The organism is Sphaerotilus montanus, from assembly GCF_013410775.1.
GTDB lineage: Bacteria > Pseudomonadota > Gammaproteobacteria > Burkholderiales > Burkholderiaceae_C > Sphaerotilus > Sphaerotilus montanus.
The window spans coordinates 509,298-524,821 of the sequence record NZ_JACCFH010000001.1 but is presented as its reverse complement, the minus strand read 5'-3'; the positions used below and the strand labels follow the sequence as shown (position 1 = coordinate 524,821).

Here is a 15,524-nt window from a genome sequence, read left to right as displayed (position 1 = left end):
ACATGCACCTTGCAGAAATCACGGTGGCGGGCTGCCGCATCTACGGCGCGGCCCTGCCCGCAGGGGAGCAGGGCTTCCAGGCTGGCGTGGTGGTGCGGGAGTCCGCTGGTGATCCAGCTCAGACCACCGAGTGGCTGCACGCCAACCCACTGGCTGCCGGGCAGGTCTGGTCGACGGCGGAGGCGGCGCTGTCGTTCGCCTTGCTCGTGGGCGAAGTCGTGGCGGTGCTGACCCACCCACGTTAAAGCGCACCCGCTGACCTGCATCCGTTGCGAGGTCGTCGCAGAAAACGGAAAAAAACGTACGTTAGCGGGAGTGGCGATCTCCAACTCGCAGCAGAGCAAGACTGCGGCTGTCCGGTGAGTCACCGGCCGACGATGGCGCGCAAGGTCTTGGCATCTGCGCTCGGAGAGTACACAAGTCTGTAGCGACAGATTTTCGCTGGCTGTACGCACGCCATCAGCGCCCGATCTCCGGATGTCGGCCATCGTAGGCACAGCGGGCCACAGAGCGTCCGCAGACCGAGCAGGCTGTTCTGCGCGAACGCATACGGGTGAACCAACTGAACAGGCCGCGTGGTCTGGCGGAATCGATCGACGCGAGTGAACGATCGTCCCGCAACACCGATGAAGACTGGCTGGGGAACGGTTGCGAGGTTCTGGCCGGAGGCTTCATGAGGACTCCTGTTCCTCGGATGGGGATGGCGCGAATCCAGTGTGCGTCGGCTCCTGGTGGGTACCGCGCGAGGCAGATGGCTGCGAACTCTCGGAGCGTGATTTTCTCATTTGACTTCGTACGCTACTCGTCCGTCACCTGAGATGTCCGTCGATGCACCTGGCATTATACTGGATAGATGAACAGTATTCAGGCCCCCGCTGATCTGATCGGCGCCCTCGACCGGCACGCCCCGGCGGCGTGGCTGTTCGACCTCGGGGCGAGCGTGCAGGCCGGCTTTCCCTCGCCCGCCCAGGATCTCGGCGCCAAGCGCATTGACCTGACGGCCGAGCTGGTCCGGCATCCTCAGGCGACGTTCCTGATGCGTGCCCGCGGTGACTCGATGCGCGACGCGGGCATCTTCGACGGCGACGTGCTGATCGTCGACCGGGCGGTGGAGCCGCACTCCGGCCACGTGGTCATCGCCGTCATCGAAGGCGACTTCGTCTGCAAGACGCTGCTGCTGCGCGCTGGCCGCATGAAGCTCAAGGCGGCCAACCCCTGTTTCCCCGACATCGTGCCGCGCGAGGGACAGACCGTGGAGATCTGGGGGGTCGTGACCGCGGCCATCAAGCAGATGCCGCGCTGACGGGAGCGCCGCCATGTTCGCGCTGCTGGACGGCAACAACTTCTACGTGAGCTGCGAGCGGGTGTTCCGCCCCAGCCTGCAGGGCGTGCCGGTCGTGGTGCTGAGCAACAACGACGGCTGTGCCATCGCGCGATCCAACGAGGCCAAGGCGCTGGGCGTGCGCATGGGCCATCCCTGGTTCCAGATCCGCCACCTCGAAGCCTCCGACGGCCTGGTCGCGCTGTCGGCCAACTTCGCGCTCTACGGTGACATGAGCGACCGGATGATGAGCCTGGCCGCCGGGCTGGGACCGACCCAGGAGGTCTACTCGATCGACGAGTGTTTCATCGGACTCGACGGAGTGCGGGGCGACCTGACTGCGCGGGCCCACGCAGTGCGCAGCCGCATCCTGAACTGGCTGGGCCTGCCGTGCTGCATCGGCCTGGGGGCGACCAAGACACTGGCCAAACTGGCCAACCACATCGCCAAGACCGCCGAGCGCAAGCCGGGCAGCTACCCGGCCGAGCTGGCCCAGGTCTGTGACCTCACGCGCCTGAGCGAGGACGCACATGACGCGCTGCTGGCCACGACCGATGTAGGCGAGGTGTGGGGAGTCGGCCCGCGCATTGGCGCACAACTGCGCGAGGCCGGCGTGCGCACGGCGCTCGACCTGGCGCGACTCGACACCGCCACGCTGCGCGGCGGCTGGTCAGTGACGCTGGAGCGAACCGCCCGCGAACTGCAGGGGCTGTCGTGCATCGACCTCGACCATGCGCCGCAGCCACGCCAGCAGATCGCGTGTACCCGCTCGTTCGGTCAGCCGGTCACGACACTGGCGCCGCTGATCGAGGCCGTGAGCGAGTTCACCAGCCGAGCGGCTGTGCGGCTGCGGGCACAGGACAGCGCGGCCGGGGCGGTGCTGGTGTTCGTGCGCACGAGTCCGTTCCGGAAGTCGCCGCAGTATTCACGCTCGGTGGTGGTGCCGCTGGCGCATCCGACCCAGAACACGGCCAGGCTGGTGGGCGCGGCCCTGCACGGTCTGCGCTCGATCTACCAGAGCGGCTATGCACTGGCCAAGGCCGGCGTGATGCTGGTGCAGTTGCAGGCCTGTCTGCCCCGTGACGCGCAGGCCGGAACCACCGTGGGGTCAGTGGCAACATCGGTGCGGCAAGGCGAGTTCGATTTCGAGTCCCTGGGCAGCACACGGGACGCAGGCCACCTGATGAAAGCCCTCGACGAGGTCAACGCGCGCTGGGGGCGTGGCACCCTGAAGATCGCGAGTGCGCAGGCCCAGATGCCTCGGCACGATGAGGTAGCCACCCAGTGGACCGGCAAGCAGGAGCGCCGGACCCCGGGTTACACGACGTGCTGGTCTGAGATGCCGGTCGTGCGTGCATAGCCGGCACCTCTCCGCATCAATCCCACAGAGCTCTGATCCAGCCCCTGATCACCTCACGCTGGCTAGGTGTGTCCCCGTTGTAGAAAACGACATCAATTCGATGCGGGTTAGTCCATCGCATTACACACAAGTCCCCATCTCCCGAGCGAACTGAACGCCGCGGACAAAGGTATTGATCTCGCGCAGCCCCACCAGAGGGCTTTCGCACCGGGTTCGCCGTCACCCTTGCGGGCCAGGAAGCCGCCAAGCTGAGCGATCAGGCGCACCACGGTATTGAGCGTGGGCGGCTTGGCGGGGGGCTTCTTGCGGTTGAGAATGAAGGCGGCCTGCCATTCGATGGTCTCGAACAGCAGATCGGCGGGCAGTTCAGGCAATTGCCGACCCAGACGCATCAGGCGGTTGATGCGCCAGGCAATGATCAGGTACATCGCCAGCGCCGTTTCAAGCCGATCGATGGAGGGTGTCCGAAATTCTGTGTTCGAGGCTGAAAAGGCCATCCGATCAGGCGGCCACAGGGGAAAACCGTTCGCCATAGGCGATGGCAAGCTGCTTCATGACCTCACGCCACTCGCGCACGCTCCTGCCGTGCTCGGCCGTGATGTTACGCAAGGCCAGCCAGAGCAGCTTGGTGGCGGCATCGTCGCTGGGGAAGTGCCCGCGCGTCTTGATGACCTTGCGCAACTGGCTGTTGAGGCTCTCGATGGCATTGGTCGTGTAGATCAGCCGCCTGACCGCGGGCGGGTAGGCGAAGAAGGGGGTGACGCGCTCCCAGGCGCGGCGCCAGGCCGGGCCGATCATGGGGAACTTCTGCCCCCAGGGCCCGCGCTCGAAGGCTTCCAGCTCGGCCAGTGCCGCCTCGGCGCTGACGGCCGTGTAGATCGGGCGCAGGGCTGCGGCCAGCAGCTTGCGCTCCTTCCAGCCGGCAAAGCTCAGGCTGTTGCGCAACAGATGCACGATGCAGGTCTGCAGCGCCGCCTGCGGGAACACCGCCTCCAGTGCTTCTCCGATGCCCTTCAGACCGTCGGTGACGGCGATCAGGATGTCGCCCACCCCGCGCGTCTTCAGGTCGTTGAAGACCTTCAGCCAGAACTTGGCCCCTTCGGTCTGCTCGATCCATAGCCCCAGCACGTCGCGCGTGCCGTCGGGCAGCACCGCCAGCGCCAGGTAGATCGCCTTGTTGCGCACCTGCCCCTCGTCGCGGATCTTCACCCGCAGCGCGTCGAAGAATACCACCGGGTACATTGGCTCCAGCGGCCGGCCCTGCCAGGCCTGCACCTCCGCCATCACCTCTTCGGTCACCGTGCTGATCAGCTCGGCCGAAACCTCGCTGCCGTACTGCTCGGCCATGAAGCCCTGGATCTCGCGCACCGTCATCCCGCGGGCGTACAGCGCGATGATCTTGTCGTCGAAGCCCGTGAAGCGCCGCTCGTGGCGGCCGACGAGCACCGGCTCGAAGCTGCCGGCGCGGTCGCGCGGCACCTCGATGCGCAGCGGCCCTGTATCGGGCCGCGCCGCCCCGGGCGCGTAGCCCAGGTGGTGCGTCAGCTCCGCCCCCAGCGCCCGCTCGATCAGCGCCTTCTTGAACGCCTGCGAGGCCGCCATCACCGCCTCGGCGCTCATCGGGCCGGTCACGAAATGGTCGATCAGCTCGACGGGGATCTTCGGCAGATCCTTGCCCGGCGCGTCCGCCGCCTTCATCGTCTTCTTCATCCTTGGCATACATACTCCTTGGAATGGGAGTCAGGTTATGCCTCGCACACAAAATTCCAGACAGGCTCCGTCGAGTGCCGCTACGCATATGACATGGCTTGATGCTGGCTCGGCACCCACCTTCGCCCAGCATCTTGGTCTTAGTGGAGGCTATCGGCAGGTGCAGTCCGCATCGGCTCGACCGAGCTATGCTCTACACATCCAGACACTTCTGGCGTCGGCGGACGGTGCTGAAATCCACCGCCATCTACCCCAGCCCTGACAAAGCCAGTACGCTTTGCATGAACTCCTGCGTCTGGCACAGCGGCAGCCCCAGCAGCACCTTCATCGCCAGGCAGCATTCCACTGCCGGCTGTAGGTCTCCGGTCGACCCGGCTTGCCGCTGGACGGTGCCCTCCACGCCATCTCTCGATCCAGCCCACTGTTAGCAAGCCTCGCGCCTTCAGTGCTTGGCTGTATGGATTCCAGTTCGTCTACTTGTACTTTTGCTCGGTCGGATTGCTTATCCCCGCCAGCCTACGAAACTGCGCGATCACCAGTCGGCAGGTCGGCTTATGCAACGATGTCATAAAAAAAGCGCTGACGTTGCCGTCGGCGCTTGAAGGTTACGATGCATTACGATGTATTTATACATCGAATGGCGTCGATGAAAAAACACAAGTCTGACAGCAACCTATGGGACCTCACTCCAATCCAATGTATTTTTAAGGTATGAGACGCTCTGAGGCGCTTTTTTGTTGTGGGCGGCGAATCAGCCCAGTACCGGCGCCAGTGCCCGGCGTGCGTCCGTTTCGCTCAGCGCCTGCCGTGCGGCGAAGTCCGCCAGCTGGTCCTCACCGATCTTGCCGACGTTGAAATACGCCGACGCCGGGTGCGCCAGGTAGAAGCCGCTGACGCTCGCCGCCGGGGTCATCGCCATGCTTTCGGTCAGCGCCATGCCGATGTCGGTTGCGTCAAGCACCTCGAACATCGCGCGCTTGACGAGGTGGTCCGGGCAGGCCGGATAGCCGGGTGCCGGCCGGATGCCGCGGTACTGCTCGGCGATCAGCTGCTCGTTGCTCAGCGCCTCGTCCGCCGCATAGCCCCACAGCTCGGTGCGCACACGCTGGTGCAGCCGCTCGGCAAACGCTTCGGCCAAGCGGTCGGCCAGCGCCTTGAACAGGATCGCGCTGTAGTCGTCGAGGTCGTCGATGAACTGGCGCTCCTTCTTCTCGATGCCCAGCCCGGCGGTCACGGCGAACAGGCCGATGTAGTCCGGCTTCGCACCTGGACCCGTTTTGGGCGCGATGAAGTCGGCCAGCGAGCGGTTCGGTCGGCGCACGCCGTCGATCACCGGCCGCTCCGACTGCATGCGCAGCGGCTGCCAGCGCAGCACGACCGTCTCGCGCGACTCGTCGCTGTAGACCTCGACCGTGTCGTCGTCCACCGTGTTGGCGGGCAGCAGGCTGATCACGCCATTGGCCTGCAGCCAGCGGCCTTCGATCGCGCGCTGCAGCATGCGCTTGCCGTCGCTGAACACGCGCACCGCCTCGCTGCCGACGATCTCGTCCTTCAGGATCTCCGGAAACTTGCCGGCCAGATCCCAGGTCTGGAAGAAGGGCGCCCAGTCGATGCACTGCGCCAGTTCCGCCAGGTCGTAGTTGCGGAACACGCGCCGGCCGATGAACTTCGGCTTCGGCGGGGTGTAGCTGGCCCAGTCGATCGGCGTCTTGTTGGCGCGCGCGGTCGCCAGCGGCACCATCGGCGTGGCCTTCTTGTTCGCATGCTGGGTGCGCACGCGGTCGTAGTCGGCGTGGAGTTCGTCGATGAACTTCGTCGCACGCTCGTCGCTCAGCAGGTCCGAGCACACGCCCACCGAGCGGCTCGCGTCCGGCACGTAGACGACCGGGCCGGTGTAGTGCGGCGCGATCTTCACGGCGGTGTGGACGCGGGAGCAGGTCGCACCACCGATCAGCAGCGGCGTCTGGCGTTCGCGGAACCAGTCATCGCGCTGCATCTCGGCCGCAACGTGCTGCATCTCCTCCAGACTCGGCGTGATCAGCCCGGACAGGCCGATGATGTCGGCACCTTCCTCGCGTGCCTTCTTCAGGATGTCCTGGCACGGGACCATCACGCCCATGTTGACGACTTCGAAGTTGTTGCACTGCAGGACCACGGTGACGATGTTCTTGCCGATGTCGTGCACGTCGCCCTTGACGGTGGCGATGACGATCTTGCCCTTGGGCTTGGCTTCGCCGCCCGCGTCGACCATGGCCTTCTTCTCGGCTTCGATGTAGGGCAGCAGGTGTGCGACCGCCTGCTTCATCACGCGCGCCGACTTCACCACTTGTGGCAGGAACATCTTGCCCGCGCCGAAGCGGTCGCCGACGATGTTCATGCCGGCCATCAGCGGGCCTTCGATGACGTGCAGCGGGCGCCCACCCTTGGCCGCGATGGCCTGCCACGCTTCCTCGGTGTCGGCGTTGATGAAGTCGGTGATGCCGTGGACCAGCGCGTGGCTCAGCCGGTCGTCGACGCTGACCGGATGGTCGGCCGTGCCGCGCCAGGCGAGCTTGGCCGAGTCGTCCTTGGCGGCGCCCTTGGCGGTTTCGGCGATCTCGATCAGGCGCTCGCCCGCGTCTGGGCGGCGGTTCAGCACTACGTCTTCCACGCGCTCGCGCAGGACAGGCTCCAGATCGTCGTACACACCGACCATGCCCGCGTTGACGATGCCCATGTCCATGCCAGCCTGGATCGCGTGGTACAGGAAGACGGTGTGGATCGCCTCGCGCACCGGCTCGTTGCCGCGGAACGAGAAGCTCACGTTCGACACGCCGCCCGAGACCTTGGCACCCGGCAGGTTCTGCTTGATCCAGCGCGTGGCGTTGATGAAGTCCACGGCGTAGTTGTCGTGTTCCTCGATGCCGGTGGCGATGGCGAAGATGTTCGGGTCGAAGATGATGTCTTCTGCGGGGAAGCCGACCTCTTCCACCAGGATCTTGTAGGCCCTCGCACAGATCTCGATCTTGCGGGCGAAGGTGTCGGCCTGGCCTTTTTCGTCGAAGGCCATCACCACGGCTGCCGCGCCGTAGCGCCGGACGAGCTTGGCCTGGCGCTTGAACTCGGCCTCGCCTTCCTTCATCGAGATCGAGTTGACGATGCCCTTGCCCTGGATGCATTTCAGGCCGGCCTCGATCACGCTCCACTTGCTGGAGTCGATCATGATCGGGACGCGCGCGATCTCTGGCTCACCCGCGATCAGGTTCAGGAAGCGCACCATCGCCGCCTGGCTGTCGAGCATGGCCTCGTCCATGTTGATGTCGATGATCTGCGCGCCGTTCTCGACCTGCTGGCGCGCGACGGCCAGGGCGCGTTCGTACTCGCCGGCCAGGATCATCTTGGCGAACACGCGGCTGCCGGTGACGTTGGTGCGCTCGCCGACGTTGACGAACAGGGTGCTGGCGCCGATCTCGACCGGCTCCAGGCCGGACAGGCGCATCGGGGGAGGGAGCGTGGGTGCAACGGTAGTCATGGGTGCGGTCAGGGAGATGCTGTGGGCCCCGAAGCGATGGACGTACCCGCACCCCAGGGCGGGTGCCCGGATTTTACGGGCGTTCGCGGTTCGCCAAGGCCGGGCCGACCGGTCTGCGGGCGGCTTCGTATAAGATTTCCAGCGACAGCCGAAATCAGCAGAAGACTGCGAAAATTTCCAGGGATCCCACCGGACGGCGCATGGGTCAGGCACGGTCCGGGCTTCCACCACTCAGCACGGAGCGCTCCTTCGGGGGCGATGCAGTCCATGGGTTCCAACCAACCACATCTGTTGCTGGTCGATGACGACATCGCCGCGATCCAGGTCCTGGGTCGCATCCTCGCGCACTACCCCGAACAGCACTTCGCCACCTCGGGCGACGAGGCCCTCGAACAGGCCCGCGCGCGTCGCCCCGACATCATCCTGCTCGATGCCGACATGCCGGGCATGTCCGGGTTCGATCTGTGCCGCCTGTTCAAGCGCGACCCCGCGCTGATGGACGTGCCGGTGATCTTCACCACGGCCCATCCGAGCGTGGCCTTCCAGGTGTCCGCCTTCGACAGCGGCGCGGCGGACTTCGTGGCCAAGCCGGTGGCACCGGACCACCTCCGGTCCCGCGTGCGGGCCCACTTGCAGGACACCTGGAACCCGTCGGGTCAAGCCGATGCGGCCGAATGACGGAGCGACCGTCTCCGCCTCCCTGTGGAATGCCACGATCCTGATCGTCGATGACGATCCGGGGGCGGTCCAGGTGCTGGCGCGCATGCTGGAAGACCTGGGCGACGTGTGCGTGGCGACCGATGGCCAGGAGGCCTTGCGCCTGATGGCCAGCCAGCGGCCGGACCTCGTGCTGCTGGACGCCGACATGCCCGGCCTGAACGGATTCGCGGTCTGCGAGACCCTCAAGGCCGACCCGGAGCTGGCGGACATCCCCGTCGTGTTCGTCACCGCCCACCACTCGGCCGAGTTCGAAGTCTCGGGCTTCGACGCGGGGGCGGCCGACTACATCACCAAGCCGGTGACCGCGCCGCTGGTCCGGGCCCGGGTGCGCACGCAGCTCAGGATCAAGCGCCTGTCGGACGAACTGCGGCGCATCGCGACCGAAGACCCGCTCACGGGTGTGGCCAACCGGCGCCGCTTCGACACGCTGATCCGGCGGGAACTGGCGATCGCGCAGCGCAGCGGCCAGCCGCTGGCGCTGATGATGGTCGACATCGACCAGTTCAAGGCCTACAACGACCACTACGGGCACCCGGCGGGCGACGGCTGTCTGCGCGCGGTCGCTGTGGCCGTGGCGAGCGCCTGCCAGCGTCCGGCCGACCTCGTGGCCCGCATCGGTGGCGAGGAGTTCGCCGTGCTGCTGGCGCAGACTTCGCTCCCGGCGGCGGCCACGGTGGCCGGCCGCATCCTGGATGCCGTGGCCGCGCTTGACCTGCCGCACCACGGTGTCGGCGCGCAGGCGCGGGTCAGTGTCAGCGTGGGGGTCGGCGTCGTGACCCTGGCCGGCACGGCGCTGCTGGCGCATCCGCCAGACCTGGCCGGAACGATGGACGCGCTGCTGGCTTCGGCCGACGCCGCCCTGTACGAGGCCAAGCGGTCCGGCCGCAACCGGGCCTGCGCGCTGCACGTGGCGGGCGAGGGCCGCCATGGTGTCCTGCTGCCCGGTACGGACCGGGTAGCGTGGTCGACGGGGACGACCTGAGCCGGGCCTGGCCCTGAACGGCGGAGGATCGACATGTATCTGAACACGCCTTCCCGACGGGCCGCCCGTCGCCGGCTGGTGCTGGTGTGGCTGCTGGTGGTCCTCGGGTTCGGTCTGTCGATGCTGGCGGCCTGGCTGCAGGGTCAGTCGAATCGGCGCCACCTCGATGCCGTGGTCCGCCAGGAGACCCAGCGCGTGGCCGCGCAGGTGGCGCACCAGGTGCTGCGGGTGGAACTGGGCCTGCTCGGCGCACGCGGGGCCGTGCTCACGGTGGGCTGGGAGGCGCTGACCCGCGAGGCCTTCCTGCGCTACAGCCAGTCGCGCAACCTCGACGTCGAGTTTCCGGGCGTGCGCGGCATCGGCGTCATCCGGCGCATCGCCCGCGCACAGGAGGCCGACTTTGTTGCCCGCGCCGCGGCCGATGGCTGGCCGTCCTTTGCCATCCGGGCGCTGGCGCCGCACGGCGACGAGCGCATGGTCATCCAGTACATCGAACCGGTCGCCCGCAACCGCGAGGCGATCGGCCTGGACATCGGCTCGGAACCCCGTCGGCGCGAAGCGGCTCTCGCCGCCTTGCGCACCGGCCGGGTCACCCTCACCGGGCCGGTCACGCTGGTGCAGGCGGCCGGACAGCCCCGGGCCGGCTTCCTGATGCTGCTGCCGGTCTATCCGGATGCCCGGGTCGCCGCCGATGCCGGACAGCGGGTGGAGCGGGCCCTGGGGTGGACCTACGCGCCGCTGGCCGTTCAGGAGGTGCTGCAACATCTGGACCTCGACACGCGGGCCTACCGCCTGCGCATTGCCGATGTCGAGGCCGACCAGGTCATACCGTTCCACGACACCGTATCAGGCGCCGCCTGGGCGGACAACGCGCCGCAGGCCTGGCTGGACACGGCCGTGGCCGGCCGCACCTGGCGGGTCGCGCTGCAGGCGTCGCCTGCGCTGTTCGCCCGCCAGGCGCAGCTCGATCCGCGCTGGGTGGGGCTGGGCGGGATGCTGGTGACGCTGCTGCTGGCCGGGGTGCTGCTGGCCTACCTGCGCGCCGAAGACCATGCGCGCGACCTGCGTGTCGAGCGCGAGCGCCGCGCCGTGGCCCTGCAGACCAGCCGCGATGCCGTGGTGATGGTCGATCCGAACGGCAGGGTGTTCGACTGGAACCAGGGCGCCGAGGCGCTGTTCGGCTACGCCGCGCACGAGATCGTCGGGCAATCGTCGCTGGAGCGGCTGGTGCCGGCTGCGCATCTGGCCGAGGCGCAGCATCTCCTGGTGCGTGCCGCCCGCGGCGAAGCGCTGCCCGCGTTCGACACCCAGCGGCTGGACCGCGCCGGCCGGCTGATCGACGTGTCGATGCTGATCGTGCCGCTGCGCGACCTGCGCGGCGTGTTCGCCGGACTGGCGCTGTCGATGCGCGACATCCGGCCGTCGAAGCAGGCCGAGCGGGACATCCAGCAACTCAATGCGGCGTTGCAGGAGCGCGCCGTCGCACTCAAGACCGCGCTGACCGATGTGCAGAGCACCCTGCACGCCGTGCCGGCCCTGATCTCCTACTGGAATGCCGCGTCCGTGCTGGTGCGCGGCAACCTGGCCTGGCACCGCCAGTTCGGCGCAGCGCTGGCTGCGCACCCGGGGCTGCGCTGCACCGACCTGTTCGAGCCGCTGCATCCGCAGTTCGGACGCTGCGTGGCGGTGGCGGTGGCGGGCCGCAAAAGCGTCTTCGAATGCAGCCTGCGCGCGCCGGACGAGCACACGCTGTGGCATGCGCAGGTCGAACTGCTGCCCGATCTGCGCGATGGCGAGGTGGTCGGCTACCACCTCGTGCTCCAGGACATCACCCAGCAGGCCCTCGACAAGGCGCGGCTCGCCGCGGCGCTGCGCGAGAGCGAAGCCTTCCTGAACACGGTCCACACCCACGCACTGGTGTCGGTCACCGACCGCGCGGGCCTCATCCTCGACGCCAACCCGAACTTCTGCCGCATCACCCAGTACCCCCGCGAGGCGCTGATCGGCCAGAACCACCGGATCGTCAATGCCGGCCGCCATTCGCGCGACTTCTGGCTCCGCATGTGGCAGACGATCGGCCGCGGCCGGCCCTGGCGCGGCGAGATCTGCAACCGCGCCCGCGACGGCAGCCTGTACTGGGTGGACGCGATGATCGCGCCGATCCCCGGTGCGGACGGGCTGATGGACCGCTTCATCGCCATCGGCACCGACATCACCTCGCGCAAGCGGCTGCAGACCGAGGTCGACCGGGCCCGCGTGCAGGCCGAGGAGCGCGAGCGCTTCCTGCACGACATCACCGACAAGGTGCCGCTGCGCATCGCCTATGTGGACAGCGCGCTGCGCTTGCGCTTCGTGAACGCGGCGCACTGCGTGCGCTTCGGCCGGCCGCGCGAGCAGATCGTCGGCCACACCTGGGTCGAGCTGACCGGGAAGCCCTTGCCGGCGGCGGTGCAGGCCCACGTCACCGCGGTGCTCGACGGTCAGCCGCAGCACTACACTTTCGAGGAACTGGACGAGGCGACCGGGCAGCGCGCGTACATCGAGGCCCAGTTCGTCCCCGACATCGACGCCAGCGGCGCGGTGCGCGGCTTCTACACCGTCAGCAGCGACATCACCGCCCGCCACGAGGCCGACCGGACCTTGCGCCGCACGATGGCGCTGCTGAATTCGGTGCTCGACGCCTCGTCGGAGGTCGGCATCATCGCCACGGACGCCGAGGGCAGCATCCAGGTCTTCAACCGCGGCGCCGAGCGCCTGCTCGGCTGGACCGCCGAAGAGATGATCGGCCGCAAGTCGCACCTGGCCTTCCACGACCGGCCGGAGCTGGACCGGCGCCGCGCGGCCCTGTCCGACACGCTGGGCCGGCCGGCCACGGTGGCCGATGTCTTCACCGATCCGGTGTGGCTCTGCCGGTCGCGCGAGTGGACCTATGTGCACCAGGATGGCCACCACGTGCCGGTGTCGCTGATCCTGACGCCGATGGCGGCGGGCTCGGGCGGGGTGACCGGCTACCTGGCGGTGGTGATCGACATCACCCGGCGCAAGGAGACCGAGCAGCGGCTGGAGCAGGCCACGGCGCGCGCCGAGGCGGCCAACCGCGCCAAGAGCGAGTTCCTGGCCAACATGAGCCACGAGATCCGCTCGCCACTGAACGCGGTGCTCGGCCTGACCTACCTGCTGCGCCAGACTGCGCTCGACAGCGAGCAGCGCACCTTCCTCGACCGCATCAAGCTCGCCAGCGACGCGCTGCTGCACACGGTCAACGACGTGCTGGACCTGTCCAAGGTCGAGGCCGGCCAGTTCAGCCTCGTGCAGGCGCCGTTCGATCCGGGCCAGACCGTCTCGGACCTGGTGGCGGTGATGGGCGTGCATGCCCAGGGCAAGCGCCTGCCGATCCGGCTGCAGCGGTCGCCCGCGCTGCCACGCTGCGTGGTGGGTGACGGCATGCGGCTGTCGCAGGTGCTCACCAACCTGCTGTCGAACGCGATCAAGTTCACCGAGCGCGGCCAGGTCGAGGTCGTCATCGACTGGCTGCCGGGCGAGGCGGGGCAGGGCACTGCGCGCCTGGAAGTCACCGACACCGGCATCGGCCTGGACGCCGACGCGATCAGCCGGGTCTTCGAGCCCTTCGTGCAGGCCGACAGCACCACCACGCGCCGCTTCGGCGGCACCGGGCTGGGCCTGTCGATCGTGCGGCAACTGGTCGGGCTGATGGGGGGGCGGCTCGGGGTCGACAGCACGCCCGGCGTCGGCAGCACCTTCTGGGCCGAGATCCCGTTCGAGGTGGACGCCGCGGTGCAGGTGCGCCGCGCCGCGGACCGGGTGCTGGCGAGCGACGCGCTGGCCGGCCGGACGATCCTGGTCGTCGACGACAGCGACGTCAACCGCGAGGTGGCCCGCCGCATCCTCGAACGCAAGGGCGCGCGGGTCGTGCTGGCCGAGGACGGGGCGCAGGCCGTGGAGCTGATGCGGCGTGGCCGGCACACGGTCGATCTGGTGCTGATGGACATCCACATGCCGGTCATGGACGGCTTCGAGGCGACCCGGACCATCCGCCGCACGCTGCAGCACGCCGACCTGCCGATCCTGGCGCTGACGGCCGGCGTGACCAGCGACGAGCGCGACGGTGCACAGGCCGCCGGGATGGACGATTTCATCACCAAGCCCTTCGATCCGGACCGGCTGCTGCTGGGCATCGTGGACCGCCTCGGTCTGGAGACCGGTTCCGATGCGGTCACAGCCGCGGCGCCGGCGCCGCCTGCCGCGCCCGCGCTGGCCTGGCCGGAGATCGCCGGGATCGACACCGACCGCGCGCGTCTGCACCTCAGCCAGGACCTCGGACTGTTCGTCCACCTGCTGCGCCGGTTCTTCGGCATCTGCCGGCCGCTGGCACCGGGCACCGAACTGGACGATCCGGCCGAACGGGCGCGGGCGGTGCACGAGGTGCATCTGCTGAGCGGCAATGCCGGCACGCTGGGCATGACGCGGCTGCATGCGCTGGCCATCGAGCTGGAGGCACGTCTGCGCGAAGGCGCCGTGCCCCAGGCCAGCGTGCTGGTCGAGCCGATGCAGGCGGAGTGGGTCCGGCTGCAACAGGCCTGTGCCGACGTTCTGGCCACGGCGCCGGAGGCCGCCGATCCCGGCGAAGGGGCCGCGGATGCCAGCGCGGACATCCCGCCCGATGCGCTGGAGGCGCTGATCGGCTGGCTGAACCGCCGCAGCATGCGCGCGATGGGTGCGTTCGCGGCGCTGGCGCCGGCCTTGCGCGCCCGGCTCGGTTCAGCCGACTTCGCGGCGCTGAAGGAGGCCGTCGACAACCTCCGCTTCGCTCAGGCCGCGGCCGTGCTCTCCGCGTTGAGCAAGGCGCTGAACAGCCGGTCCTGAACGCCACGCGGCCGGTAGGCGCTGACCCGCTGGGCGATGGCGTGGATGTGGTCCGGCGTCGTGCCGCAGCAGCCGCCGGCGATGTTCAGGAAACCGGCCTTCGCGAACTCCTCGACCAGCGCGCCGGTGATCTCCGGCGTCTCGTCGAAGCCGGTGTCGCTCATCGGGTTGGGCAGGCCGGCGTTCGGGTAGCAGGAGATGAAGGTGTCGCCCGCGATGCGCGACAGCTCCTCGATGTAGGGCCGCATCAGCGTGGCGCCGAGCGCGCAGTTCAGCCCGATGGCGATCGGCTTGGCGTGGCGCACGCTGTTCCAGAACGCGCCCACCGTCTGGCCGGACAGGATGCGGCCCGAGGCGTCGGTGACCGTGCCGGAGATGATGACGGGCAGGCGCTCGCCGGTGTCTTCCATCAGCTCGTCGAGCGCGAAGATGGCGGCCTTGGCGTTCAGCGTGTCGAAGATGGTTTCCACCAGGAACAGGTCGGCGCCGCCATCGAGCAGCCCCTTGGCCTGCTCGTAGTAGGCCGCACGCAGCTGGTCGAAGCTGGTGTTGCGGGCGCCGGGGTCGTTGACGTCCGGGCTGATGCTGGCGGTGCGCGGCGTCGGGCCGAGGGCGCCGGCCACGAAGCGCGGCTTGTCCACGGTCGAGAACTGGTCGCAGCAGGCGCGGGCGAGCCTGGCTGCCGCGACGTTCATCTCGTAGGCCAGCCCGCCGAGGTCGTAGTCCTCTTGCGCCACGCTGGTCGCGCCGAAGGTGTTCGATTCGATGATGTCCGCCCCGGCGGCCAGGTACTGGCTGTGGATCTCGCTGATCACGTCCGGGCGGGTCAGCACCAGCAGGTCGTTGTTGCCCTTGAGGTCCTTGCCATGGTCGCGCAGCCGCTCGCCGCGGAAGTCGGCTTCGGTGAGCTTGTAGCGCTGGATCATCGTGCCCATCGCACCGTCGAGGACAACGATGCGCTGGCGCAGCAGCTCGGGCAGCCGGGTGGCGCGGGTGTAGGCGGTGGTGGGGGCAGTCATGCCCGGGATTGTAGGGA

Annotated in this window: 10 protein-coding genes; 6 read left to right on the top strand and 4 right to left on the bottom strand. The window is 68.3% G+C overall.

Annotated elements, in window-relative coordinates; translation table 11 throughout:
• Positions 1-2: 2 nt before the first annotated feature.
• The 3 genes from BDD16_RS02205 (at position 3) to BDD16_RS02195 (ending at position 2,681) form a co-directional block, all read left to right on the top strand.
• On the top strand, positions 3-245 hold the full coding sequence (locus tag BDD16_RS02205; protein ID WP_179632433.1) for a hypothetical protein: 243 nt from the start codon (positions 3-5) through the stop codon (positions 243-245).
• Positions 246-853: 608 nt separating this feature from the next.
• Entirely contained in the window at positions 854-1,303 is a 450-nt protein-coding gene (locus BDD16_RS02200) for a LexA family protein (RefSeq protein WP_179632432.1), read from the top strand.
• A 13-nt stretch (positions 1,304-1,316) separates the two neighbouring features.
• Positions 1,317-2,681: a Y-family DNA polymerase gene (locus BDD16_RS02195; RefSeq protein ID WP_179632431.1), complete on the top strand. Its 1,365-nt coding sequence runs from the start codon at positions 1,317-1,319 to the stop codon at positions 2,679-2,681.
• 107 nt (positions 2,682-2,788) lie between these two features.
• Here the strand turns inward: BDD16_RS02195 and BDD16_RS02190 are convergent, their stop codons facing one another.
• The 3 genes from BDD16_RS02190 to metH form a co-directional block, all read right to left on the bottom strand.
• Complete coding sequence (locus BDD16_RS02190) at positions 2,789-3,178, bottom strand: IS4 family transposase (protein ID WP_179632430.1); 390 nt, start codon at positions 3,176-3,178, stop codon at positions 2,789-2,791.
• 4 nt (positions 3,179-3,182) lie between these two features.
• Positions 3,183-4,400 (bottom strand): IS256 family transposase, encoded by a 1,218-nt coding sequence (locus BDD16_RS02185; protein ID WP_179632429.1) that lies wholly within the window; start codon positions 4,398-4,400, stop codon positions 3,183-3,185.
• Positions 4,401-5,142: 742 nt separating this feature from the next.
• Entirely contained in the window at positions 5,143-7,902 is a 2,760-nt protein-coding gene (gene metH / locus BDD16_RS02180) for a methionine synthase (RefSeq protein WP_179632428.1), read from the bottom strand.
• Positions 7,903-8,169: 267 nt separating this feature from the next.
• On the opposite strand from metH, the gene BDD16_RS02175 reads away from it, so the two are divergent.
• Genes BDD16_RS02175 through BDD16_RS02165 form a run of 3 tightly spaced genes read left to right on the top strand, consistent with a single transcriptional unit; the run spans position 8,170 to position 14,488 of the window.
• A complete protein-coding gene (locus tag BDD16_RS02175) occupies positions 8,170-8,580 on the top strand; it encodes a response regulator (RefSeq protein ID WP_179632427.1) in 411 nt (136 codons plus the stop codon).
• Positions 8,567-9,604 (top strand): diguanylate cyclase domain-containing protein, encoded by a 1,038-nt coding sequence (locus BDD16_RS02170; protein WP_179632426.1) that lies wholly within the window; start codon positions 8,567-8,569, stop codon positions 9,602-9,604. Before BDD16_RS02175 ends, BDD16_RS02170 begins: the two co-directional genes overlap by 14 nt.
• 33 nt (positions 9,605-9,637) lie before the next feature.
• Positions 9,638-14,488, top strand: a complete 4,851-nt coding sequence (locus BDD16_RS02165; RefSeq protein ID WP_179632425.1) for a PAS domain S-box protein — start codon at positions 9,638-9,640, stop codon at positions 14,486-14,488.
• On the opposite strand, the gene BDD16_RS02160 is transcribed toward BDD16_RS02165, so the two are convergent.
• Positions 14,434-15,507, bottom strand: coding sequence for a homocysteine S-methyltransferase family protein (locus BDD16_RS02160; protein ID WP_179632424.1), 1,074 nt, complete (start codon positions 15,505-15,507; stop codon positions 14,434-14,436). The two genes, BDD16_RS02165 and BDD16_RS02160, sit on opposite strands and share 55 nt — an antisense overlap.
• Positions 15,508-15,524 lie beyond the last annotated feature (17 nt).

Excerpts from the sequence above, each read along its gene's own strand:
- BDD16_RS02205 (WP_179632433.1), top strand. The coding sequence starts at position 3 with ATGCACCTTGCAGAAATCACGGTGGCGGGCTGCCGCATCTACGGCGCG.
- BDD16_RS02200 (WP_179632432.1), top strand. The coding sequence starts at position 854 with ATGAACAGTATTCAGGCCCCCGCTGATCTGATCGGCGCCCTCGACCGG.
- BDD16_RS02195 (WP_179632431.1), top strand. The coding sequence starts at position 1,317 with ATGTTCGCGCTGCTGGACGGCAACAACTTCTACGTGAGCTGCGAGCGG.
- BDD16_RS02190 (WP_179632430.1), bottom strand. The coding sequence starts at position 3,178 with ATGGCCTTTTCAGCCTCGAACACAGAATTTCGGACACCCTCCATCGAT.
- BDD16_RS02185 (WP_179632429.1), bottom strand. The coding sequence starts at position 4,400 with ATGCCAAGGATGAAGAAGACGATGAAGGCGGCGGACGCGCCGGGCAAG.
- metH (WP_179632428.1), bottom strand. The coding sequence starts at position 7,902 with ATGACTACCGTTGCACCCACGCTCCCTCCCCCGATGCGCCTGTCCGGC.
- BDD16_RS02175 (WP_179632427.1), top strand. The coding sequence starts at position 8,170 with ATGGGTTCCAACCAACCACATCTGTTGCTGGTCGATGACGACATCGCC.
- BDD16_RS02170 (WP_179632426.1), top strand. The coding sequence starts at position 8,567 with ATGCGGCCGAATGACGGAGCGACCGTCTCCGCCTCCCTGTGGAATGCC.
- BDD16_RS02165 (WP_179632425.1), top strand. The coding sequence starts at position 9,638 with ATGTATCTGAACACGCCTTCCCGACGGGCCGCCCGTCGCCGGCTGGTG.
- BDD16_RS02160 (WP_179632424.1), bottom strand. The coding sequence starts at position 15,507 with ATGACTGCCCCCACCACCGCCTACACCCGCGCCACCCGGCTGCCCGAG.